The sequence below is a fragment of the Synechococcus sp. PH41509 genome, assembly GCF_020514285.1.
GTDB lineage: Bacteria > Cyanobacteriota > Cyanobacteriia > PCC-6307 > Cyanobiaceae > Parasynechococcus.
Genome location: NZ_VTLD01000007.1, coordinates 110,205 through 130,700, shown reverse-complemented (window position 1 = coordinate 130,700; position 20,496 = coordinate 110,205). Strand labels below are relative to the sequence as shown.

Sequence of the window (20,496 nt, the reverse complement as noted above, 5' to 3'; positions counted from 1 at the left end):
CCTACGTTCCAGTCGACTGATCTAGATCCATGAGCAGCAGGGCCGAACTCTCCGTCGGGACCGCCATCCAGGAAGGCTGGCGTGCCTTTCGCCTGGCCCCCTGGGTCTTTGTCGGTTTTGTGCTGCTCAGCGCGCTGCTCGCCCAATTGGCCAATCTCATTCCCGTCCTGGGCGCGCTGGTGGCGACTCTGGTGAACCTTTGGGGCGGCGTCGGCCTGATCCGCGGCTCCTGGATCGCCCTGGAAGGCACCGCCCCCAGCTTCGAAGACTTCACCCGCTGGAACGGCTCTGCCATCTGGCGCCTATTCAGCCGACAGTTGGTGCTGACTCTGCTGCTGCTGCCCATCGCTCTGCTGGTGATCGTCGTGGCCCTCAATGCCGCAGACGCCTGGACCGTGTTTCGACCGCTGATGAACCTGGCGTTAACGGTGGACCCCAACGATCCGCAACTAGCAGACGCAGGCAGTGTGGCCGCCCTGGAGCTGGCACTCAACGTCAGCAGCAGCCCCCTGGCGTTGCTGACCCTGGCCGTCGGCTGGTTGTTCGCCACTTACATCCAGGTGAACCAAAGTTTCCTTGGCTTCATTGCGCTGCTGGAGGACAGGAACCCGATCGCCACGATCCAACGGGGCATCTCCGTGGTGCAGGGCCAGTGGTGGCAAGTGCTGGGCCTGCTGATCCTGCAGGTGCTGATCCTGCTGCTGGGGGTTCTGGCCTGTGTGGTGGGTCTGGTGGCCGCCGCTCCGGTCTGCATTTGCATCACCGGCGCTGCCTACCGACAGCTGTTTGGCCAAGAGGACAAAACCGGCTTCATCAGCACTCACTGACCCTGCAGGCCAGGCGCCATTTAGCACTGCGGCTGCGGGGATTGGCCTCTTCCTCCTGCTCGGTGGCCACCACCGGCTTGCGGGTGATCCGTTGCAAGCGCTCATCCCGCAGGAAAGCCGTCTTCACGCGGCGGTCTTCCAAGGAATGGAAACTGATAATCCCGAGCAGGCCCTCAGGCTCTAGCCATTCGGGGGCCTGCTGCAACAAGCGATCCAGCACCCCCAGCTCATCGTTCACCGCTATGCGCAGGGCCTGGAAGGTGCGGGTGGCTGGGTGAATCCGCCCTCGCCTCGCCTTGGGGGGGTAACAGCCAGCAACGGCATAGGCCAACGCGGCGGTACCGCCATAGGCGCCGTTCTCCTTGATGTCGGCTTTGATCCGGCGGGCGATGCGGCGGGAGAGCCGTTCCTCCCCATAGCCATAGATCAGATCCGCCAACTCGTTTTCCTCCAGGCGGTCGATGAGCTCGGCCGCGGTCTCCCCCTCACCCCCCGCGTTCATGCGCATGTCCAACGGACCATCGAGGCGAAAACTGAAACCCCGCTCCGCCACATCCAACTGGGGACTGCTTACCCCTAAGTCGGCCAGCACCATCACGGCGGGCTCGGGCGGCACAAAGTCGGCAAAGTTGGTGGCAACGATCGAAACACGCTCTCCGAAGCACGCCAAACGCTCTGCCGCCGCCGCCCGGGCCGTGGCGTCCTGGTCCAACCCAATCAAGCGCAGGCCTGGATGCTGTTCCAACAACAGGGCGCTGTGGCCGCCACCACCGAGGGTGGCGTCAATCAACAGGCCCTCCGGGCGCGGGATCTGCCGGGCTGCATCCAGCACCGCATCGGCCAGTACGGGCACATGGCTGAAGGGGGGCACAAGCCACAGGCGAAGACTCCTTAAGATCTACTCATCGATCGGACCACCGCTCCCATGACGCAGCTGGAAACGCGCACGGAGCCCATGGTGGTGAACTTCGGGCCGCACCACCCCTCCATGCACGGGGTGCTGCGGCTCGTGGTCACCCTCGATGGTGAGGACGTGGTCGACTGCGAACCGGTGATCGGTTATCTCCACCGCGGCATGGAGAAGATCGCCGAGAACCGCACGAACGTGATGTTCGTGCCCTACGTGAGCCGCATGGACTATGCGGCGGGGATGTTCTACGAGGCGATCGTGGTGAACGCCCCGGAAAAACTGGCTGACATCCCGGTGCCCAAGCGGGCCAGCTACATCCGGGTGCTGATGCTGGAGCTCAACCGCATCGCCAACCACCTGCTCTGGCTTGGACCCTTCCTGGCGGACGTTGGAGCCCAGACACCGTTCTTCTACATCTTCCGCGAGCGGGAGATGATCTACGACCTCTGGGAAGCCGCCACCGGCCAGAGGCTAATCAACAACAACTATTTCCGCATCGGCGGCGTCGCCGCTGACCTGCCTTGGGGATGGCTCGAAAAATGCCGCGATTTCTGCGATTGGTTCGGCCCGAAAATTGATGAATACGAAAAGCTGATCACCAACAACCCGATCTTCCGGCGCCGCATTGAAGGCCTGGGAACGATCGAGAAGCAGGACGCCATCAACTGGAGCCTCTCCGGCCCAATGCTGCGAGCCTCCGGCGTGCCCTGGGATCTGCGCAAGGTCGATCACTACGAGTGCTACGACGACTTCGACTGGCAGGTGGCCTGGGAGAAAGAAGGCGACTGCTATGCCCGCTATCGCGTGCGCATCGAAGAAATGCGTCAGTCCCTCAAGATCCTGCGCCAGGCCTGCGACATGATCCCTGGCGGCCCCACCGAAAACCTCGAAGCCAAGCGCCTCAACGAAGGCAAAGGCAGCGATGCCGCTGGATTCGACTTCCAGTACGTGGCCAAAAAAGTGGCGCCCACCTTCAAGATCCCTAACGGCGAGCTTTACACCCGGCTGGAGTCGGGCAAGGGGGAGATCGGCGTGTTCATCCAGGGCAACAACGACGTCACCCCGTGGCGCTTCAAGATCCGCGCTGCCGACAGCAACAACCTGCAGATCCTTCCCCACATCCTCAAGGGACACAAGGTGGCCGACATCATGGCCATCCTCGGTTCCATCGACGTGATCATGGGATCGGTGGACCGCTGATCAACGCAGCCGGCAACGCTCCTTGCGGCTGAGCCAGAGCAGGAGCACCACCAGCAACGGGGTCAACAGGTCTGTGTAAAGCACTGACCCGGCATTCGATGGAGCCGTGTTGCTGTCCACCAACAGCGACGCCACATGGCCGACACCGTCGGCAAAAACCAGCTGGAGTAGCCGACCATGGCTGCTAGCAAATAGTCGCGGCGGCGGTACCAAAAACTGGTGAGGCCCAGGATGCCGATGGTGAGGTTGGCGTAGGCCACTTCGTTCTGAAAGGGGCTGTTGGACCAGCCGATCTGTTCAGGAATGAACGGACCAAACGCCAGATGAGCCACAAAGCCGTACACACCGCCGATCCCCAGAACCCAGAAGGCGATCCAAAGCAGGGATGCCTCCGCCCATCGATCAAGCCGCCAGGCTCTGCGGGTCTGCAATGCACAATGCAGCCAGGAGCAGAGCCAAGATCAAGCTCCAGACCGGCACATTGGCCAGCAAGGCACGACTCAGAGCTTCCATCCCCTCATCCGTCCAACACTGATCAGACTGTGGCTAGGTCAGCTGGTCGCATCAAGCTCTGAACCGTTTTCTTCGTCGGCTGCAACGCACGGGTTATCTGCTGCCCGCGACCCTGACGGGCACGTTGTGGCTCAAGGGCCTGCATCCAGGCCTGCCGGGCCTTGGCTGCCCCCTTCGCGCACTCACGGGCGTGCCCTGCCCCACCTGCTTTCTGACCCGGGCGACGGGAGCAGCCCTCACTGGTGATCTCAGCGGATCGCTGCAATGGCATCTCTTCGGCCCCATCACCGCCTTAGGGCTCATCCTCTGGAGTGCCCTGGCGCTGCAGCAACGGCGTCTCATCCCAAAAAAAGGCCTGACCCTCTGGCCAGTGCCCGTCGTTGGTGGAGCTTTGATCAGCTACTGGCTACTGCGCCTAAGCACCAACAACTGGCCTAGCGGCTGAACCCTCAGCGCAACAGGCCGCGCTCATAGGCCATGTTCTGCAGGAAAAAGCTGGCCATGGGGATCACCACAAAGCCACCTAAACCGCAGGTGATCAGGGCAAGAAACGAGACAACGATGCCCGTCAACACCTCAAGGCCCACAAAGCTCAAACCGTTCTCCGAGCGGTAGACCACCTGAAACGACTGGGCGAAGGCTTCACCGATGCCCATGTCGGTGACAAAGATGCGATTCACAAACACCGGCGTGACCAACGCCACCGCAATGCCGGGAAGGATGCAGAGCAGAAAGCCAATGGTGGTGGCGAGCGAAAAAAACAGCCCCGCCAAGAGATAACGCCCCCAACGGCTTGTGAGCAGCTGAGCAGCCGCTGAAATCGTCACCACCTCACCACGCTCGTAATAGAGGGCAGGAACAGCCACCAGCAACACCGACAACAGGCTGGCCAGGAGCGAGAAGGGCAGCTGAACCAATTGGGCCAGAACAGCCCCGAGCCCCAGCGCCGCATCGCTGCTGCCAAGGGTCGCGGACACCACGACGATGATCAGGGCATAAGCGAGAACACCGAGCAGCGACAGCACGATGGAGCCCACCCAGATCACCAGAACCACGGGGATGTGCTGCAGAAAGGCCTGCCAGGCCTTCTGAATAGAGGGGCGCTCATGAGCGATCGGCGCGGCCATGGTTCAAGCTGAACTTCTGTCAGGGTGACAGTCGGCACCGGCTTCAACAACACAACGCCATGACCTCTGCCCCCTGGCTGGAGCTGAGCCGAACCGTGCGCTTCAGCGACACCGACGCCGCCGGTGTGATGCACTTTCAGCAGCTGTTGGGCTGGTGCCACCAGGCCTGGGAAGAAAGCCTGGAATGCTTTGGTCTTCCTGCTGGTTCGGTCTTCCCCGGCGGACGCGGAGAGCAACCCGGCGTGGCCCTGCCGATCGTGCACTGCCATGCCGATTTCCGTGCCCCGGTTCAGGTGGGCGACAAGCTGCTGATCCGCCTGGAACCAGAACGGCTCGATCCCAGCAGTTTTGCGGTGAACAGCCAGGTGCTGCTGGAGGAGCAGCTTGTTGCCCTTGGCTGCCTGCGCCACATAGCCATCGACGCCAACACGCGTCGCCGCTGTGCCCTGCCCGCTGGGGTGGAGCGGTGGCTGGAAGCATCAAGCCTCGGCCGAATCCAACCGCTGTAACCACTCCCGCCAGCGCTGGCGCTGCCATTTCCCCAGTGCAGAAGGGGCCAAGTCGGGGCACAACACCCAACGCCGTGGTGTCTCCGCCGGCTCCCAGTAACGCGTAAGGGTCGCAAGGCGCTGAAGCACCGCATCGTCAGCGCTGCCCACCAGCGCCACCAGCGTCTGCCCCCACTCCGGATTGTCAACACCCAGCAACAACACGGAACTCACCGGAAGCGATGCCGCCTGCACCGCCGCCATCAAACGCTGCTCGAGCTGCTCAGGAAACACGGTTTCACCACCGGAATGAATGGCGCCATCCATTCGGCCCACGATCTGAAGGCCTGGGGTGAAAGCGGCTCGATCCCCTGAGCGCCACCAGCCATCCGCATCCGTGAGCTGTTCAAACCGATCCGGCTGATCCGCACACCAACGCCCGAGGGCCAACCGATCGGTTCGCACCTCAAGGGCCCCGTCAGCGGCCAGTCGCAGCTCCACACCCATCAGTGGGTCCCCACAACCCTGCTCACCATCCAGGAAGCGGGCCGGCGGCAAGGCCGCCACCATCGCCGCCGTCTCCGTCGACCCGTAACAGGGCGCCAGGGGCAGCCGCAAGGCGCGAGCCTGCGCCGCCAACGCAGGCGGCAGAGCAGCCCCACCGATCCAGATCAGCTGCAGCTGCTGTAGGAAGGCCACCCCGTCGGGATGGGCCAGCAGACGCGCCAGCTGCGTGGGCACCAACGAAAGCAACACAGGCTTGGCCCCCCAGGCGGGCAGGCTCCGGCAACACGCGAGCAATTCGGTGGGGGTTTTCATCAACCCCGGCTGCAGCTGCTGATGCGAGGCACCCCAGCACCGGGCTCGCCACCAAGGCATCAGACCACTCACATGCGCCATTGGCAGCGGATTGAGCAGCAGAGTGGCGGCGGGGTCGAGCGCCATCCCCATCAACCAGTGCGCGGTGGCTGCTGCCGAGCGGTCCAGATGCAGCGACGGCTGGGCGCAGCAACGGCTGCCGCCACTGCTGCCACCACTGCGCACCAGCACCCCCGGCCCCGGCGGGAGCTGATCGCTGGGGGCCGCTTCCGCCTCGGGCGACAGGGGCACCCACTGCCCCGCCGCCAGCCCCTGCTCCAGCCGCTCGAGCTCGCTCATGCTGCTGCGGCCCAGACCTGCTCAGGATCCGTAGAGAACAAGGCCCCCGATGGTGTCCAACCGGGGGCCAAGCCCGGGGCCGTCGGCGTGGGCCCCTGGGCCTGAAGCCCGGCCAGATGCTCCAACCAACGCCGACCGATGCCGGTTTCAAACGCCGTGCTCAGCATCCGTTGGGGCAAGCCCGCCTGCAGCTCCCGCAACAGCAGGCGGGGATCGCCCTCCAGCGCAGGCCGCCTGACCTGCCAGCCGCTCCAGCTGCGGCGCAAATCCGGGTGCTGGTCGAGCGATTCATCCAAGGCCACCGGCCCCAGCGCCGCCAACTGCTCTAGGCCGGCTTGATCCTTCACCGCGAGCGGCTGCTCCAACCAGTCCAGGCGCAGGTCATCGCGCAACCGTTGCATCCAAGCCTGCGCCGTACTGCGATCCCAGCCGCCATTGGCATCAAGGCGCAACCGGGCCGTGGGCGGCAACCGCTGGAGCAACTGATCGAGCAGCTGGCGCTCTAGGGAATCCGCCTCCGTCGCCACCTTCCACTTGAACGTGCGCTCCTCCAGGCCCCCCGCCGACTCCGCCACAGCTTCGAGGGCCGTGAGCATGGCCTCTCCTGCCGGCAACAACAGCGCCGGCGCAGGAGCTTTCAGCCAGCCCTGGGATGCCTGCCCCCCCACCAGCCCGTCCAACTCCGCCAACGCCGCACCAAGGCCAAAGCCCAGCGCCCCTGGCGCATCGCGCAGCACGGCCTCCAACTGCGCCCTGGAGGGCATATCGGGCAGGGAAGCGAGGGCGTCCTGACATGACGTCCACGGCGACGTGAACTGATGCTGCTGAAGCGGTGCCACTTCTCCCCAGCCCACCGCCCCTTGATCGTCTTCGAGACGCAGCAACCAGCCACAGCGCTCTGTCAGAACGGCTGCTGCCGTTCGCAGCGGCTGCAGCAAAGCAAAGCGAAAGGAGCAACGCTGCAACCGAAGCGTCATCCGCCGCTCCAGACGCGGGCCAGGGCCAGGCCCACACTCAACCCCAGACCATTCCAGCCCTGAAAGCGCAACGCCAGAAACTTGCTACCGCTAATCAGCTCCGGCCGGTCGTGATGGCGCTGGAGCAGACGCATCAGCTGCACCCCCGCCGGAAGACCGAGTCCGCTCAACACCACAGATGCAGGCCAGTCCCCATGCAGCACGGGCACCCACTCCAAAGCGAGCGTCAAGGCCACAAACCAGGGCACCAGTGCCGCCGCACTTCGCGTGCCAATACGCACCACCGGCGAGCGTTTGCCGTGGGCCGCGTCCTCCTCCACCTGATGGAAGTGGGAACAGAACAACACCAGGGTGGTCGCCAGAGCTGGGCCTGCCCCCAACATCCAGGCAGTGCCCCATGGGATCGACACAGCCCCCCTGGGCTGCAACACCAACAGGGCAGCAGCGGTAGCAAAGGGCCCAAACGCAAGCCAGCACAGGGGCTCACCCAAGCCGCGATAGCCCAATCGAAACGGAGGGCCCTGGTACACGTAGCCCAGGCCGCAACACACCAACACCAGGGCCAACACCGCCCAGGTGCTGCTCCAGGCCAGCAACGCCATCAACAGCAACCCCACCACCAGCGCGGCGGTCGCCCCCTGGGCGACGCGATCCCTGCGGCCGGTGAGGTTCACCACCGAATGGGGCTTGCCGGTGGCATCCACACCCGTCGCCGCATCAAAAACATCGTTGCTGAGGTTTTCCCAGAGCAACAACAAAATGGCCGCCAGCAAAAAGCCCCCCAGCTGCAGCCATCGCAGGGACCCTTCAACACCGAAATGCCATCCAGCCGCGACCAGCACTGGCATCACGGCGACGGAATACATCGGCCACTTGATGGCTGCCTTCCACAAACTGCGCCGATCGGCGTAACGGGATGCGACAGCCTGCGGCTCAGACATGGACAGGACCCGTTCTCGCAGGGCGAAGACCCATACATTTGAGCAGTAACCCTGGCCAAAAACGCCGCGGATGTCGGCTGATTGTTGTTTCAGCTCCCTACTCTCCGCAGCCCAGCGGGGATGGATGGCCTGTGACGGCGATGAAGCGCTGCTCAGCCTGGCCCTGCCGATCGCAGGGGTCGACCCGCTTCTGGCCTTGCCGCAGCTGGCGGAGCAGGAAAACTTGCAGGTGCTGTGGGACAGCGCCCCGGGCCTCTGCCTGGCTGCAGCAGGGCCCTGCCAGGAACTGGAGCTGGCTGGCAGTCGTCGCTTTGAACAGGCCCAGCGCTTCGCTGACCTCTGCCTCAGCCGCCTGCACGACACCGCACCGGAGAGCCCGGCCCATGCACGACCCCGGGTGCTGCTGCGCTTCCGCTTCTTCGATCAGGTGAGTGAACGCCGCCGCAGTGAAGCGGTGGTTCCTTCAGTGCATGCGGTGCTGCCCCGCTGGCAACTCAGCCGTCAGGGACGCCGCGGCTGGCTGCGGCTGAACGGGATCGTAAGCAGTGCAGCTGACTGCCGGGAGCTAGCAGAACAGCTCTGGCTCAAGCAGGAACAGCTGCTCCAGACGCCAACCACGCCAACAGCGCTCAAACCCCAGGCGCTGGTGGCGGCAACGGAACCGGAAACCTGGCGGCAGCGGTACGCCGCAGCACTCACCCACGGGATTGATCTGGTCAACAACGGCGACCTGCACAAACTGGTGCTGGCCGTGCAGCACCGCATCGTTTTGGCCGAAACGTTCAACCCCTTACCGCTGTTGAAACGGCTTCGGCGGCAACAGGCCGGCAGCTGCCGGTTCCTCTGGCAGCGCCATGCGGGGGATGCCTTCTTCGGTGCATCCCCAGAACGGTTGCTCAGCCTTCGCGCCGGTTGGCTGCGCAGTGATGCCCTGGCCGGTACGGCTGGGCAGGGGGATTCCGGCGCTCAGCTGCTGCGCTCCGACAAGGACCGCCGCGAACACGAACTTGTGGTGGAAACCATCACCGACCAACTGCGCCGCAACGGACTGTCCCCACGACGCCGCTGGCAACCCCAACTTGCCCGGCACGGCAACCTGACCCACCTCCACACCCCCATCACGGCGGAAACCGACGGTCAGCCCGTGTTGGCGCTTGCCGGACAATTGCACCCCACTCCAGCCGTTGCCGGGTTGCCCCGCCGCGACGCGATGGCCTGGCTGCGCACCTTGGAACCCTTTGAACGCGGGAGTTATGCCGCACCAATCGGCTGGATCGACAGTGCCGGGGATGCGGAGTTGCGCGTGGCGATCCGCTGTGGTCACGCCCGTGGAACACAACTCGATCTAACAGCTGGTGCTGGGCTGGTGCGCGGATCCGTGGCCGACCGGGAACTTCAGGAGGTGGGTCTGAAGCTCACAGTGCTAGCGGATCAACTTGATCTGATGTCAGGGAGTCGGCAGGGAACGCAATCGCCATTGCATCGATGACTGTTGGAGTGCCGCTCCAAACGGCTCGGCCCGGCCACCAAGGTGCTCACGAAGGAAAGCCTCCTGGAGCGCTGTCATCGCCAGAGCATTGCGTGGATTGGTCAATCCGTGACCTTCGTCAGGAAACACCACGAAATCAACCGGGAGATTGCGTTTCGCCATCGCCGCCGCGATGGATTCACTTTCGCTGAGCTTGACCCGGGGGTCATTGGCACCATGGCCAAGCAGCAGCGGCCGCTGGATGCGGTCCACATGCTGGATCGGGGAAATGGCATCCAGGTCAACCGTCCCCACACCGATCATCCGTTCGAAATTGATCCGAACCGATTCCCAGTAAGGAGGAATCGCATCAATCAGGGTCCGGAGGTTGGAGGGACCAACCTCGGCAATGGCGGCAGCGAACAGCTCGGGATCGCGGGTCAGACCGGCAAGCGCGGCGTATCCCCCATACGACACACCCATGATCGCAACGCGATCGGGATCGGCGATCCCTTCGTCGATGGCCCAGCGAACGGCATCGACCAGATCGTCCTGCATTGCGGCGTACCACTCGCCTTCACCGGCCAGGAGATGCTCTTTGCCGAACCCGGTGGAGCCGCGATAGTTCACGCTGAGCACGTGATAACCGCGATTGGCCAGCAACTGATGGGTGGGGCTGTAACCCCAAAAATCCCTCGCCTGAGGTCCCCCGTGCACCAGCAAAACCAAGGGCTGGGACTCACTCCCGGACGCCAGCAGTGTGCGGGTTAGGTAGGCCGGCAAGCGCCGGCCATCTCTAGCCCTCAGATCAAGACTCTCCATCGGTGCCAGCTCATAGTCATCGAGCTTCGGCTGCACGGAGAACAGCTTGCGAATCTCATCCTCCTTCCGCTCCCAGAGCCAGTACTGAGGCCCCTGACGATCCGAGCCAATCGCCACCAACCAGCGGCGGCCGTCCAGGTCTTGATCGACCACGGCAAAATCATTGGCCCCTGCCAACTGCCTGAGCCGAGCCATGTCCGGTTCGACAGAAGGATCCAACACGACCAGGCGTGAGCGAAGGTCCACTTCCTGCAGGACAGTGGGACGATCCGTGTCGAGATCACTCAGCGCCACACCAAGGGCACCCGCCGTCGAGCGATGCAACACTTCTGGGGTGCAATCGCTGCCGCAGGTCTCCAGCTGCTCGCGGCTCCAGCGCACCAAGCGGGGCAGATCATCACCGGTGCTGAGAAAGCCGTAGAGCCACTGACCATCACGACTAAACCCACCAGGGCCCGACCCCGTAATGGTGTCGTCGAAGTCGAACTGCAAAAAGGGCCGCCAGTCGGACTCTCCTGGCAAGCGCAACTCGTGGGCACTCCCACCGTCGGGCAGAAGCTGCGAACGAATGACCGAGTTCCAGCCGCCATCGATCCACAAGGTGGAAACCTCGCGACCATCGTCCGTGGAGCGATAAAGGAGACGACGCTCGCCGCTGTCCAGATCAATGACGTACGTGTCGTGAAAACGGGGATCACGATCGTTCAAGGCCACGAGCAGCTCATTGGGTGCGTCCCGATCCGCACCAATCCAAACCGCCTTGACCCCTTGAGCCGGCGTCAGGTCTTTACTCACCCCGCTGCGAGGGTCGATCCGCACCAGAACGGTGTTCTCATCTCCATCTCCATCCCGGAATGAGATCAGATACCGGCCGTCGGCCGTCCAGTACCCCGGCATCTGGGGACGATCACGCTGCTGAGTGAGCACCCGCCCTGGGGATTGGCCATCCAGATCCCGGACCCAGAGATTGAGCACACCCTGGTCTGGAGCCAGATATGAGATCCAGCGACCATCAGGACTCAAATTGACGCTCATGATCTGGGGGTTGCCGAAGAGCACCTCCCGGGGGATGAGCGGTGGCAGCTCACCAGACCGGACTGCAGAGCCGGTGCTCCAGCCGCTTCCCACACAGCCGACAAGAAGGGCCGCACCCAAGCACAGTCCTTGTTTCAGCACAAGCTTCATGATCCAGTCGAGCGTTGATTTTGATCGGTCAGATCAGAACGCGCAGATGCTCGATCGTCTGATCGGCCAGGGGCTGGTTCATCAGCCGCTCCACTTCACGCACACCGGTGGGACTGGTGACATTGATTTCGCTGAGCATGCCGCCGATCACATCGATGCCCACAAAGAAGAGCCCCTCCGCCCGCAGCGCCGGGGCCAGGGCGGCACAGATCTGACGTTCCCGGTCGGTGAGTTCTGTGGCCTCCGCCTGGCCACCGACGGCCAGATTGCTGCGGAATTCCCCCGCTGAAGGGCGCCGATTAATCGCTCCAAGGGGATCGCCATCCACCAACAGGATGCGCTTGTCGCCTTCGCTCACGGACGGCAGGAACGCCTGGGCCATCACCGGCAACCGCTCCTGCTCTGTCACCAGCTCCAGCAGGGCCTTCAAGCCCGGCGACTGGCCATTGACCCGAATCACCCCGAGGCCCGCGCGCCCCCCCAGCGGTTTGAGCACAATTTCCTGCTGCTCCTGGGCAAATGAGAGCAATTCAGACACCCGCCCCGCCACCAGCGTGGGAGCCATCCAGCGGCTGAAGCGCAAAGCCCCCAGCTTTTCGTTCCAGCTGCGCAGCGCACTGGGGCGATTGAGCACACGAACACCAGCCCGCTCGGCCACCTCCAACAGATGGGTGGCGTAGAGATACGCCTCATCCACGGGCGGATCCTTGCGCATCCAGATCACATCAAAGCCAGCCAGGGCCTGACGTTCCGCCACCCCAACCGTGATCCAGGGCTCCGGCGTCACCGGCAGGGCGAGCGCGAGGGGTTCATCCCCCCGGGCAATCAAATCGGAGGGCGTGCAGGCCCACACCTCATCGCCGGCCCGATGGGCGGCCTGCATCAGCGCAGCGGAAGAATCCTTGGCTGGATTGATCTGCCCCAGCGGATCCAGAACAAACAGCTGGCGCATCGATCAGGCCTTCAACAGCGCATCGAGCTCACCGGAGCGATCCAGGGCGTGGAGGTCATCGCACCCGCCGATGTGGCGATCATCGATGTACACCTGCGGAACACTGCGGCGACCATCACCACGCGCAGCCATGGCATCACGGCCGGGCTCATCCCCATCCACGCTGTGTTCGGTGTAGCTCACCCCCTTGCGATCCAAAAGTCCCTTAGCGCGGACACAGAACGGACAGGTGCGCCAGGTGTAGATCTCAACCTTGGCCATTGCGTTGTACATACCAGTGGTCGGATCCTATGCAGCAACTGCGCTGATAGCGTCAGAAACTGATCAGGAACGAGTCCTTGCTGGATCTCACCGACTTCAAACGCGATCTCTCCGAGCTCACTGACCGCCTGGGCAATGCCCAGGACTGTCTTTGACGTTCCTGCACTGAACGCAAGGCAACAAGATCTCGAGCAACTCGCCGCCCAGCCTGATTTCTGGGATGACCAGCAGAACGCCCAGAAGCAGATGCGGCGCCTGGATGAGGTGAAGGCACAGCTGAGTCAGCTGGCCGGATGGAGCGGCGCTGTGGACGATGCCAAGGCCACCCTTGAGCTCTACGAGCTGGAGCCCGACGAAGACCTGCTTCAGGAAGCCCAGAACGGCCTGAACCAACTGCGCCAGGGGCTGGATCGCTGGGAACTCGAGCGCTTGCTATGCGGCGAATACGACAAGGAAGGGGCCGTCCTCAGCATCAATGCAGGAGCCGGTGGAACGGACGCCCAGGACTGGGCGCAGATGCTGCTGCGCATGTACACCCGTTGGGCCGAAGACCACGGCATGAAGGTGACCGTCGACGAACTCTCCGAAGGGGAAGAAGCCGGGATCAAGAGCTGCACGATCGAGATCGAAGGGCGCTACGCCTACGGCTACCTGCGCAACGAGAAAGGTACCCATCGCCTGGTGCGCATCTCACCATTCAACGCCAACGACAAACGCCAGACCAGCTTTGCCGGTGTGGAGGTGATGCCCAAGATCGAGGAGGACGTCAAGCTCGACATTCCTGAAAAGGACCTGGAGATCACCACCAGCCGCTCGGGCGGCGCCGGTGGCCAGAACGTGAACAAGGTGGAAACGGCTGTGCGCATCCTTCACATCCCCACCGGGTTATTTGTGCGCTGCACCCAGGAGCGCTCCCAGCTCCAGAACAAGGAGAAGGCGATGGCGTTGCTGATGGCCAAATTGCTGGTGATCGCCCAGGAGCAACGGGCGGCCGAAATCGCCGACATCCGCGGCGACATCGTTGAGGCGGCCTGGGGCAACCAGATCCGCAACTACGTGTTTCAGCCATACCAAATGGTGAAAGACCTGCGCACCAATGAAGAAACCAACGATGTGCAAGCGGTGATGGATGGGGCCCTCGACCCCTTCATCGACGCGTCTCTGCGCCAAGGTGTCGACAGCCCCGGCGCCGACACCGATTCCTGATCCCATGGCCTCCGACAGCACTCCACCGCCGAGCTTCATCAAACAGGCGATGCGCAACATGGTGCGCAAGGGCAGCAAGAGCCTGTTTCACCTCGGCCTCACCGCCATGGGATTCCTCGGCTTCATTACCCTCGTGGCTTGGCTAGGTCGACCGACCCTGCCGGGCTAGGCATGGAGCTCGACCTCGCATTGGATCGAAACGAGGCGCCGCTAGAGCCCTGCGATGGCTCCGACCTGCTCGACGAGACAGCCTGGATCGAGCAGGTGGAGCATTGGCTGAGCACTCTTTGCGGGGATTCGCGCCTGGACTGTCCGACCCTGGTGCGCACAGCGGAGGAGCTGAGCCTGGGGCTGCGCTTCACAGATGACGCCAGCATTGCGGCGTTGAACAGCACCTGGCGCCAGAAAACGGGCCCCACGGATGTGTTGTCTTTTGCCGCCCTCGACGACGCCGGCGACTGGATGGACGGACCCAGCGTCGAACTCGGGGATATCGTGGTCTCTCTGGAGACAGCCCGGCGTCAGGCCCAAGAGCAGGGGCACAGCCTGAAGCGGGAATTGCGCTGGCTCGTGAGCCATGGCCTGCTGCACCTGCTGGGCTGGGACCATCCCGATGACGACAGCCTCGCCGCGATGCTCGCACTGCAGGAGAGGCTTCTTGAGGATGGGTGATCTGGACAACCCGGGTAGGCTTCGATGAGCGGGCGTTCGCCCTGCGGATGCCGAATTCCGTTCCGATGACCAGCGAATCGCCCCGGACACCATCCGCAGACGCAGCAGCGGAGGCAGTGGCCATGGTGCCCAACGGAATGCGACGACGGGGCAGCTGGCGCATCGCTGGCGATCTGCCAGCAAGCTTTCGCTACGCCGCTCAAGGCCTCGGCTACGCCTTCGTCACCCAGCGCAACTTCCGTATCCATGTGGTGACGGGGCTGGTGGTGTTTGGTCTCGCCGCCTGGCTTCAACTGGATCTGATCCGCCTGGCCGTTCTGGTGCTTACGGTGGCTGCCGTTCTGGTGTTGGAGCTGCTGAACACAGCGATGGAAGCGGTGGTGGATCTGGCCATTGGCCGGCGTTATCACCCATTGGCCCGCATCGCCAAAGACTGTGCTGCTGCAGCTGTGCTGACAGCCGCCATCAGCTCTTTATTGATCGCTGTGTTTCTCCTGCTTCCGCCGCTCTTGCTCCGCCTGGGGCTCTGACTCCCGATTCGCACGCAGATGCTGCTGGTCATCGACAACTACGACAGCTTCACCTTCAACTTGGTGCAGTACTTCGGTGAGCTGGCCGCCAAGCATCCGCTGGCGGCGGATCTGCAGGTGCATCGCAATGACGCCATCAGCCTGGAGCAGATCAGGGCCCTGAACCCCGACGCGATCTTGTTGTCGCCCGGCCCGGGGGACCCAGATCAATCGGGCGTCTGTCTGGATATCCTCCAAGACCTCTCAGCAACGGTGCCCACGCTGGGGGTGTGTTTGGGCCATCAGGCCATCGCCCAAGTGCACGGCGGCAGGGTGGTGCGCGCCCAGCAGCAGATGCATGGCAAGACCTCGCCTGTGCTGCACAAAGGCGACGGCGTGTTCGCAGGCCTGCCCCAACCGCTGACGGCCACCCGCTACCACTCCCTCATCGCCGAGCGCGAAACCCTGCCGGCCTGCCTCGAGGTGACCGCCTGGCTCGAGGACGGCACGATCATGGGCCTGCGGCACCGGGAGCATCACCACCTGCAGGGGGTGCAGTTCCATCCCGAAAGCGTGCTGACCGATCAAGGCCACCATCTGCTGGCCAACTTCCTGCGGGAAGCCGAGGGATAACGCTGTTAGCGTCCAGAGCAAGTTCATTCCCGCCCATGTCCGTCCTGCGTTCCGCTGTGACCGCCGCTGCAGGCCTGGCACTGAGCCTGACCTCTCCAGCCTTGGCGGGCGGTGGGGTGTCGATCAGCAGCTACGGCCAACGGGCCCTGCTGATCCAAGGCGGCGGCCAGTCGGTGCTGCTCAACCCTTACAAAGCAGTCGGTTGTGCCGCAGGCCTGCCGGAACCGCGGCTGACGGCCGGCGTCGTTCTGGCTAACTCCGAACTCGCGGATGAAGGGGCACGCGACGTTGCCGGTGGCCGCTTTCTGGCGCAACCGGGGTCATATCGCATCGGTGGCCTAAGCCTGGAGGGCTTTGCCAGCCCCCACGACCGGATGGGCGGACGCCGCTTTGGCAACGCCACTCTCTGGCGCTGGCAGCAAGGGGGCCTCAGCTTTGCCCACCTCGGTGCCACCGCTGGAGAGCTCACCGCAGCCGACCGGGTGCTGCTGGGCAACCCCGATGTGCTGATCATCGGCGTAGGCGGCGGCAGCAAGGTCTTCAACGCCGAGGAAGCCGCGGCAGTGGTGAAACAGTTGAACCCCAAGCGCGTCATCCCGGTGCAGTACGTCAACGGCGACGCGCCGGAAGGATGTGATCAAGAGGGTGTGCAGCCCTTCCTCGAGGCCATGGGCGGAACCGCCGTGCGCCGATTGGGTCGCTCGCAAACCCTGCCGGGCAGCCTCGAGGACACCACCGTGATCACGGTGATGCAGTAATCAGCGCAGCCAGCTGAAGACGGTTCCAGCCGGCCAGCAAAGCCAACAACACCAACACCCGAGCTTTCTGGGGATTAAGGCTTCCTGCTGGCAGCAACCCAAGCTGTTCGTCTTCAGGATGGCGGTGCACGGGTCCAGACCCGCAGCGGTTGGCCCGCAGCATCAACGGCCGCTTCCCTGGCCAAGCCTGAAGAGCTGAACGCTCAGCCTCCGACAATTGACCCGCTCCAGTGCCAGTGAAAACGAGACCCTCAACACCGGCGTTGAGGCATGCGGTGAGCATGAGGGGCTCGGGCTCCACACACCCGTAAACGATCGGCACCTGAGGCCATCGCTCGGGTAATGCGAGTCCAGCGAAGGGCACCTGCCGAGGTCCACGCGCTGTTGGCAGATGAATGCCAACGTCGTCCACCCAACCCAAGGGCCCGCTAAGGGGGCTGGCAAAGGCCCCCACCCCCTGGGTGGCCAGCTTGGTGACCCGCTCGGCGGCATGGATCTGTCCATCCATCACCACCAAAACGCCGTGACCGCGTGCTTCGGGGCTTAAGGCCACCTGGACAGCCTGCCAAAGATTCAACGGTCCATCGGCACTGAGGGCCGTGGCCGGCCGCATCGCACCCACCAGCACCACCGGACGGGGATCGTCGATCAACAGCTGCAGCAACCAGGCGGTTTCCTCCAGCGTGTTGGTGCCATGGGTGATCACCACCCCGGCCAGCCCTGGGTCCGCCGCGAAGGCATCACGGATGCGCCCCACCAGCGCTCTCCAATGCGCAAACAACAGATCGGCACTGTCGACATTGGCCACCTGCTCAACGCTGATCGTTGCCAGGTTTTGCAGCTGCGGCACCGCCGCCAGCAGGGCATCACCCCCCAGCACGCCCGCGGTGTAGTCGTTCAGCGTTGCACTGTCGTCCGCACAGCCGGCAATGGTGCCGCCGGTGGCCAGCAGCAGCAGGCGCTTCATTGCTCCAGGGGGAGGAACGCCTCCATGAAGCGCTGCATCTGACTGGTGGTGCCGATGCTCACCCGGAAGCAGCCATCGATCAGGGGCTTGCCCGCCATCGAACGCACCAGGATTCCCGCCTCGCGCAACGTTGTATCCACCTCCGCCACCGGGCGCTGGGGCCAGATCAGCAGATAGTTGCCGCCATCGCAGTGATGCCGCACCCCCGCATCCCGCAACGCCTGCAGGGTCCAGTCGCGAGCCCGCAGCACCTCGGCCACATACGCATCCACATACGACTGATCCGCCAAAGCGGCGAACGCCGCGGCCACGGCCACACTGTTCACGTCGTAAGGCCCCGTGACGCGGCTGACCCGATCGACCACATCGGCGTGGCCAATGGCAAAGCCAATCCGCAAACCCGCCAGACCGGCCGTTTTGGCGAGGGAACGGAACACCAGCAGATTTGGTGTGGCCTTGAAATCTGCGCTCGGCAGCACGCTGTCTCCGGTGAAGGCCTCATAAAGCTCATCCACCACCACTAAGGCGCCCGGGGCTGAGGCCGCCAAAGCGATCACCTGATCCGCTGGCAAGCGCGTGCCGGTGGGGTTGTTGGGGTTGCAGATCAACAGCAACCGCGGCGCGCGAGCCGCCAACGCCTCCTGAATAGCCGCCAGGGGGAAGTCAAACCTCTCGCCTTGGTAGGGGATCGCCTCGATCGTCATACCCTGCATCCCGGCGCAGGGGCTGTAGTAGCCAAAGGTGGGCGCTGTGGTCAGCAACGTCTCACCCGCATCGCCATAGGCCTGAAACACCGCATGGATGGCGGCATCCACGCCGTTGAACAGGCCCACCTGATCAGGCGTCAAGCCCGGCCGGCAGCCGGTTTCCATTAGGTTTTGGAGCAGTGCTTCCCGCAGGCCGTCGTACTCCGGATAAACGGCAATTTCTTCGGTGCTGAAGTTGCGCAGCGCCTGGGCCACCAGGGGGCTGGGGCCAATCGTGTTCTCGTTGAAATCCAGCCGCAGCATCTGGCGGCGGCCCTCCAGCGGTGCGCTGTAGGCCTTGAGTTGCTCGACAGCGGCGCGAGCCGCCGGAGCACCACCAGCTGTGAACGGTTGGATGTTGTCGCTCACATGCGGTCCAGGGTGGCAATACCCAGCAGTCCGAGCCCCAGTCTGAGGGTGTCGGCCGTCAAACGACAGAGGGCGAGGCGAGATGCCAGCGCTTCAGGATCGGCCTTGAGCACCGGTACCTGGTCGTAAAAACGGTTGAACACCTGGCTGAGCTCGAACAGGTAGCTGCACAACCGGTTGGGCAGCAGCTCTTCCTCCACCTCAGCGATCACCGCATCGAACTTGAGCAGCTCCCGCACCAGGGCCCACTCCTGGGGCTCGCTGAAATGCAGTTGGGCATCAGTGGCCGCAAGATCGCCCCCCTTACGGGCGATGCCGGCGATGCGCACCACGGCATAGAGCAGATAGGGCGCCGTGTTGCCCTGCAACGCCAGCATTCGGTCAAAGGAGAACTGGTAGTTGGTGATCCGGTTCTGGCTGAGGTCGGCATATTTCACCGCCGCCAAACCCACGGTGCCCGCCACATGCTGGATGAACTGCTCCGACTCGCTGCGCTCCTCCTCCTTCAGGCGTGAACGCAGATCGGTTTCGGCGCGCTCGACGGCTTCATCGAGCAAATCCCGCAGACGCACGGTGTCACCCGCGCGGGTCTTGAGTTTCTTGCCGTCCTCCCCCTGCACCAGGCCAAAGGGCACGTGCTCGAGGCGCGCACCGTCCGGGATCCAGCCGGCCCGTTCGGCCACCTGGAACACCCCGGCGAAATGGTTCGCTTGGCCGGCATCGGTGACGTAAACAACGCGACGGGCACCGTCCCCCTCCGGAGCTGCCCCAAAGCGGTAGCGGATCGCAGCCAGATCGGTAGTGGCATAGTTGAAGCCACCATCACTCTTCTGCACGATCACCGGCAGGGGCTTGCCGTCCTTGCCCTGCACACCCTCGAGGAACACGCACTGGGCACCGTCATCGGTGACCAGCAGTTCAGCGGCCTTCAAGCCATCAATCACCGCCGGCAGGAAGGGGTTGTAAAACGACTCGCCGCGTTCGCTCAGGCGGATGTCGAGCCGGTCGTAGATCTTCTGAAACTCCCGCCGCGACTGATCGCAGAGCAGGCCCCAGGCCTTGAGCGATACCGGATCGCCCCCCTGCAGCTTCACCACCTCATCGCGGGAGGTGGATTGGAAGGCTTCATCGTCATCGAAGCGCTTCTTGGCCTCGCGGTAGAAGGCCACCAGGTCTCCGAGATCCACCGCATCGGCGGTCTCCAGTGCTTCCGGCGCCACCTGCTTGAGATGGGTAATCAACATGCCGAACTGGGTGCCCCAGTCGCCCACATGATTGAGGCGCAGCACGGGATGGCCTCGGAACTCCAGCACCCGTGCCAATGAATCGCCAATGATCGTGGAGCGCAGATGCCCCACATGCATCTCCTTGGCGATGTTGGGGCTCGAGAAGTCGACCACCACCGGCGCCATGTTCGTCACCGCAGGCACGCCGAGGCGCTGGTCTCCAAGCCGAGCCGACACCTCGGCCGCCAACCGCTCCGGGCGAATCGTGAGGTTGATGAAACCAGGCCCGGCGATCTGGGGTTCCAGGCACAGTTCCGTGAAGGCCGTATCAGCCTGCAGCTGCTCCACAATCGCCGTGGCGATCTGCCGTGGAGCCTGCTTCAGCGGCTTGGCTAGGGGCAGAGCACCGTTGGCTTGAAAGTCGCCAAATTCCGGCTTGCTCGCCGGTGCCAGGTGGGGATCCAGCACCGCTTCCGCCTCAGGGAAGGCCCGTTGCATCGCCGCCCGCAGCTGGGCATGCAGGGTCTGGGACAGGCTGAGCATGGGCAGTGCGTGGCCGGAGGAATCCGGCTCTGATCATC

The 20,496-nt window shown here is 63.8% G+C and carries 22 protein-coding genes and 1 pseudogene; 11 read left to right on the top strand and 12 right to left on the bottom strand.

Annotation, left to right across the window (positions count from 1 at the left end; translation table 11 throughout):
* The first annotated feature begins 29 nt into the window (after nt 1–29).
* Nucleotides 30–827: a hypothetical protein gene (locus tag FZZ88_RS03850; protein WP_166016424.1), complete on the top strand. Its 798-nt coding sequence runs from the start codon at nt 30–32 to the stop codon at nt 825–827.
* On the opposite strand, the gene rsmH is transcribed toward FZZ88_RS03850, so the two are convergent.
* On the bottom strand, nt 814–1,698 hold the full coding sequence (gene rsmH / locus FZZ88_RS03845) for a 16S rRNA (cytosine(1402)-N(4))-methyltransferase RsmH (RefSeq protein ID WP_166016423.1): 885 nt from the start codon (nt 1,696–1,698) through the stop codon (nt 814–816). The two genes, FZZ88_RS03850 and rsmH, sit on opposite strands and share 14 nt — an antisense overlap.
* Nucleotides 1,699–1,752: 54 nt before the next feature.
* Here rsmH and FZZ88_RS03840 point away from each other — a divergent pair, with 54 nt between their 5' ends.
* On the top strand, nt 1,753–2,937 hold the full coding sequence (locus FZZ88_RS03840) for an NAD(P)H-quinone oxidoreductase subunit H (protein ID WP_038552639.1): 1,185 nt from the start codon (nt 1,753–1,755) through the stop codon (nt 2,935–2,937).
* Here the strand turns inward: FZZ88_RS03840 and FZZ88_RS03835 are convergent.
* Nucleotides 2,938–3,368: pseudogene (locus tag FZZ88_RS03835) on the bottom strand (DUF6790 family protein).
* Nucleotides 3,369–3,574: 206 nt separating this feature from the next.
* Here FZZ88_RS03835 and FZZ88_RS03830 point away from each other — a divergent pair.
* Nucleotides 3,575–3,895 carry a DUF2752 domain-containing protein gene (locus FZZ88_RS03830; protein ID WP_226423606.1) on the top strand — a complete coding sequence of 107 codons (321 nt, stop codon included), beginning with the start codon at nt 3,575–3,577 and terminating at the stop codon, nt 3,893–3,895.
* Nucleotides 3,896–3,899: 4 nt separating this feature from the next.
* On the opposite strand, the gene FZZ88_RS03825 is transcribed toward FZZ88_RS03830, so the two are convergent.
* Nucleotides 3,900–4,577: a hypothetical protein gene (locus FZZ88_RS03825; RefSeq protein WP_166016421.1), complete on the bottom strand. Its 678-nt coding sequence runs from the start codon at nt 4,575–4,577 to the stop codon at nt 3,900–3,902.
* Nucleotides 4,578–4,636: 59 nt separating this feature from the next.
* Between FZZ88_RS03825 and FZZ88_RS03820 the strand changes: the two genes are divergently transcribed.
* Nucleotides 4,637–5,086 (top strand): thioesterase family protein, encoded by a 450-nt coding sequence (locus FZZ88_RS03820; RefSeq protein WP_166016420.1) that lies wholly within the window; start codon nt 4,637–4,639, stop codon nt 5,084–5,086.
* Here the strand turns inward: FZZ88_RS03820 and FZZ88_RS03815 are convergent.
* From FZZ88_RS03815 to menA, 3 genes are read right to left on the bottom strand one after another with little or no spacing between them, the layout of a single operon-like run.
* On the bottom strand, nt 5,057–6,223 hold the full coding sequence (locus FZZ88_RS03815) for an AMP-binding protein (protein WP_166016419.1): 1,167 nt from the start codon (nt 6,221–6,223) through the stop codon (nt 5,057–5,059). The genes FZZ88_RS03820 and FZZ88_RS03815 overlap by 30 nt on opposite strands.
* Complete coding sequence (menC, locus tag FZZ88_RS03810; RefSeq protein WP_166016418.1) at nt 6,220–7,200, bottom strand: o-succinylbenzoate synthase; 981 nt, start codon at nt 7,198–7,200, stop codon at nt 6,220–6,222. Before menC ends, FZZ88_RS03815 begins: the two co-directional genes overlap by 4 nt.
* Entirely contained in the window at nt 7,197–8,141 is a 945-nt protein-coding gene (menA, locus tag FZZ88_RS03805) for a 2-carboxy-1,4-naphthoquinone phytyltransferase (RefSeq protein WP_166016416.1), read from the bottom strand. Before menA ends, menC begins: the two co-directional genes overlap by 4 nt.
* A 70-nt stretch (nt 8,142–8,211) precedes the next feature.
* Here menA and FZZ88_RS03800 point away from each other — a divergent pair, with 70 nt between their 5' ends.
* Nucleotides 8,212–9,630 (top strand): isochorismate synthase MenF, encoded by a 1,419-nt coding sequence (locus FZZ88_RS03800; RefSeq protein WP_166016414.1) that lies wholly within the window; start codon nt 8,212–8,214, stop codon nt 9,628–9,630.
* Here FZZ88_RS03800 and FZZ88_RS03795 read toward each other — a convergent pair.
* Genes FZZ88_RS03795 through grxC form a run of 3 tightly spaced genes read right to left on the bottom strand, consistent with a single transcriptional unit; the run spans nt 9,589 to nt 12,829 of the window.
* Entirely contained in the window at nt 9,589–11,616 is a 2,028-nt protein-coding gene (locus tag FZZ88_RS03795; RefSeq protein WP_166016412.1) for a S9 family peptidase, read from the bottom strand. The two genes, FZZ88_RS03800 and FZZ88_RS03795, sit on opposite strands and share 42 nt — an antisense overlap.
* Nucleotides 11,617–11,644: 28 nt before the next feature.
* Nucleotides 11,645–12,568: a glutathione synthase gene (gshB, locus tag FZZ88_RS03790; RefSeq protein WP_166016410.1), complete on the bottom strand. Its 924-nt coding sequence runs from the start codon at nt 12,566–12,568 to the stop codon at nt 11,645–11,647.
* A 3-nt stretch (nt 12,569–12,571) separates the two neighbouring features.
* Nucleotides 12,572–12,829: a glutaredoxin 3 gene (grxC, locus tag FZZ88_RS03785; protein WP_166016408.1), complete on the bottom strand. Its 258-nt coding sequence runs from the start codon at nt 12,827–12,829 to the stop codon at nt 12,572–12,574.
* A gap of 77 nt (nt 12,830–12,906) precedes the next feature.
* On the opposite strand from grxC, the gene prfB reads away from it, so the two are divergent.
* From prfB to FZZ88_RS03755, 6 genes are all read left to right on the top strand, one after another.
* Nucleotides 12,907–14,035, top strand: a protein-coding gene (gene prfB, locus FZZ88_RS03780) for a peptide chain release factor 2 (RefSeq protein ID WP_115024503.1) whose coding sequence is annotated in 2 segments (ribosomal slippage) — nt 12,907–12,981 and nt 12,983–14,035 — 1,128 coding nt in all. Because the reading frame shifts where the segments join, the coding sequence is not laid out codon by codon here.
* Between the two features lie 4 nt (nt 14,036–14,039).
* Complete coding sequence (locus FZZ88_RS03775) at nt 14,040–14,204, top strand: DUF3285 domain-containing protein (RefSeq protein ID WP_115024505.1); 165 nt, start codon at nt 14,040–14,042, stop codon at nt 14,202–14,204.
* Between the two features lie 2 nt (nt 14,205–14,206).
* Nucleotides 14,207–14,707, top strand: coding sequence for an rRNA maturation RNase YbeY (ybeY, locus tag FZZ88_RS03770; RefSeq protein ID WP_166016405.1), 501 nt, complete (start codon nt 14,207–14,209; stop codon nt 14,705–14,707).
* A 122-nt stretch (nt 14,708–14,829) separates the two neighbouring features.
* Nucleotides 14,830–15,237: a diacylglycerol kinase family protein gene (locus tag FZZ88_RS03765; protein WP_226409623.1), complete on the top strand. Its 408-nt coding sequence runs from the start codon at nt 14,830–14,832 to the stop codon at nt 15,235–15,237.
* Nucleotides 15,238–15,255: 18 nt separating this feature from the next.
* Nucleotides 15,256–15,849 (top strand): aminodeoxychorismate/anthranilate synthase component II, encoded by a 594-nt coding sequence (locus FZZ88_RS03760; protein WP_166016403.1) that lies wholly within the window; start codon nt 15,256–15,258, stop codon nt 15,847–15,849.
* 35 nt (nt 15,850–15,884) lie between these two features.
* The gene (locus FZZ88_RS03755; protein ID WP_166016401.1) at nt 15,885–16,607 is read left to right on the top strand and encodes an MBL fold metallo-hydrolase; all 723 of its coding nucleotides are present in this window, start codon (nt 15,885–15,887) and stop codon (nt 16,605–16,607) included.
* Here FZZ88_RS03755 and FZZ88_RS03750 read toward each other — a convergent pair.
* Genes FZZ88_RS03750 through argS form a run of 3 tightly spaced genes read right to left on the bottom strand, consistent with a single transcriptional unit; the run spans nt 16,591 to nt 20,458 of the window.
* Entirely contained in the window at nt 16,591–17,574 is a 984-nt protein-coding gene (locus FZZ88_RS03750; RefSeq protein WP_166016399.1) for an asparaginase, read from the bottom strand. The two genes, FZZ88_RS03755 and FZZ88_RS03750, sit on opposite strands and share 17 nt — an antisense overlap.
* Nucleotides 17,571–18,689, bottom strand: a complete 1,119-nt coding sequence (locus FZZ88_RS03745) for a histidinol-phosphate transaminase (RefSeq protein WP_166016397.1) — start codon at nt 18,687–18,689, stop codon at nt 17,571–17,573. The genes FZZ88_RS03750 and FZZ88_RS03745 overlap by 4 nt, the downstream gene beginning before the upstream one ends.
* Nucleotides 18,686–20,458: an arginine--tRNA ligase gene (gene argS, locus FZZ88_RS03740; protein WP_166016395.1), complete on the bottom strand. Its 1,773-nt coding sequence runs from the start codon at nt 20,456–20,458 to the stop codon at nt 18,686–18,688. Before argS ends, FZZ88_RS03745 begins: the two co-directional genes overlap by 4 nt.
* Nucleotides 20,459–20,496 lie beyond the last annotated feature (38 nt).

Coding starts and splice junctions, on each gene's coding strand:
- FZZ88_RS03795 (WP_166016412.1), bottom strand. CDS start 11,616: ATGAAGCTTGTGCTGAAACAAGGACTGTGCTTGGGTGCGGCCCTTCTT.
- argS (WP_166016395.1), bottom strand. CDS start 20,458: ATGCTCAGCCTGTCCCAGACCCTGCATGCCCAGCTGCGGGCGGCGATG.
- grxC (WP_166016408.1), bottom strand. CDS start 12,829: ATGGCCAAGGTTGAGATCTACACCTGGCGCACCTGTCCGTTCTGTGTC.
- menC (WP_166016418.1), bottom strand. CDS start 7,200: ATGACGCTTCGGTTGCAGCGTTGCTCCTTTCGCTTTGCTTTGCTGCAG.
- FZZ88_RS03825 (WP_166016421.1), bottom strand. CDS start 4,577: ATGGCCGCGCCGATCGCTCATGAGCGCCCCTCTATTCAGAAGGCCTGG.
- FZZ88_RS03775 (WP_115024505.1), top strand. CDS start 14,040: ATGGCCTCCGACAGCACTCCACCGCCGAGCTTCATCAAACAGGCGATG.
- gshB (WP_166016410.1), bottom strand. CDS start 12,568: ATGCGCCAGCTGTTTGTTCTGGATCCGCTGGGGCAGATCAATCCAGCC.
- FZZ88_RS03800 (WP_166016414.1), top strand. CDS start 8,212: ATGTCGGCTGATTGTTGTTTCAGCTCCCTACTCTCCGCAGCCCAGCGG.
- ybeY (WP_166016405.1), top strand. CDS start 14,207: ATGGAGCTCGACCTCGCATTGGATCGAAACGAGGCGCCGCTAGAGCCC.
- menA (WP_166016416.1), bottom strand. CDS start 8,141: ATGTCTGAGCCGCAGGCTGTCGCATCCCGTTACGCCGATCGGCGCAGT.
- FZZ88_RS03840 (WP_038552639.1), top strand. CDS start 1,753: ATGACGCAGCTGGAAACGCGCACGGAGCCCATGGTGGTGAACTTCGGG.
- FZZ88_RS03815 (WP_166016419.1), bottom strand. CDS start 6,223: ATGAGCGAGCTCGAGCGGCTGGAGCAGGGGCTGGCGGCGGGGCAGTGG.
- FZZ88_RS03750 (WP_166016399.1), bottom strand. CDS start 17,574: ATGAAGCGCCTGCTGCTGCTGGCCACCGGCGGCACCATTGCCGGCTGT.
- FZZ88_RS03765 (WP_226409623.1), top strand. CDS start 14,830: ATGGTGCCCAACGGAATGCGACGACGGGGCAGCTGGCGCATCGCTGGC.
- FZZ88_RS03820 (WP_166016420.1), top strand. CDS start 4,637: ATGACCTCTGCCCCCTGGCTGGAGCTGAGCCGAACCGTGCGCTTCAGC.
- FZZ88_RS03850 (WP_166016424.1), top strand. CDS start 30: ATGAGCAGCAGGGCCGAACTCTCCGTCGGGACCGCCATCCAGGAAGGC.
- FZZ88_RS03760 (WP_166016403.1), top strand. CDS start 15,256: ATGCTGCTGGTCATCGACAACTACGACAGCTTCACCTTCAACTTGGTG.
- FZZ88_RS03755 (WP_166016401.1), top strand. CDS start 15,885: ATGTCCGTCCTGCGTTCCGCTGTGACCGCCGCTGCAGGCCTGGCACTG.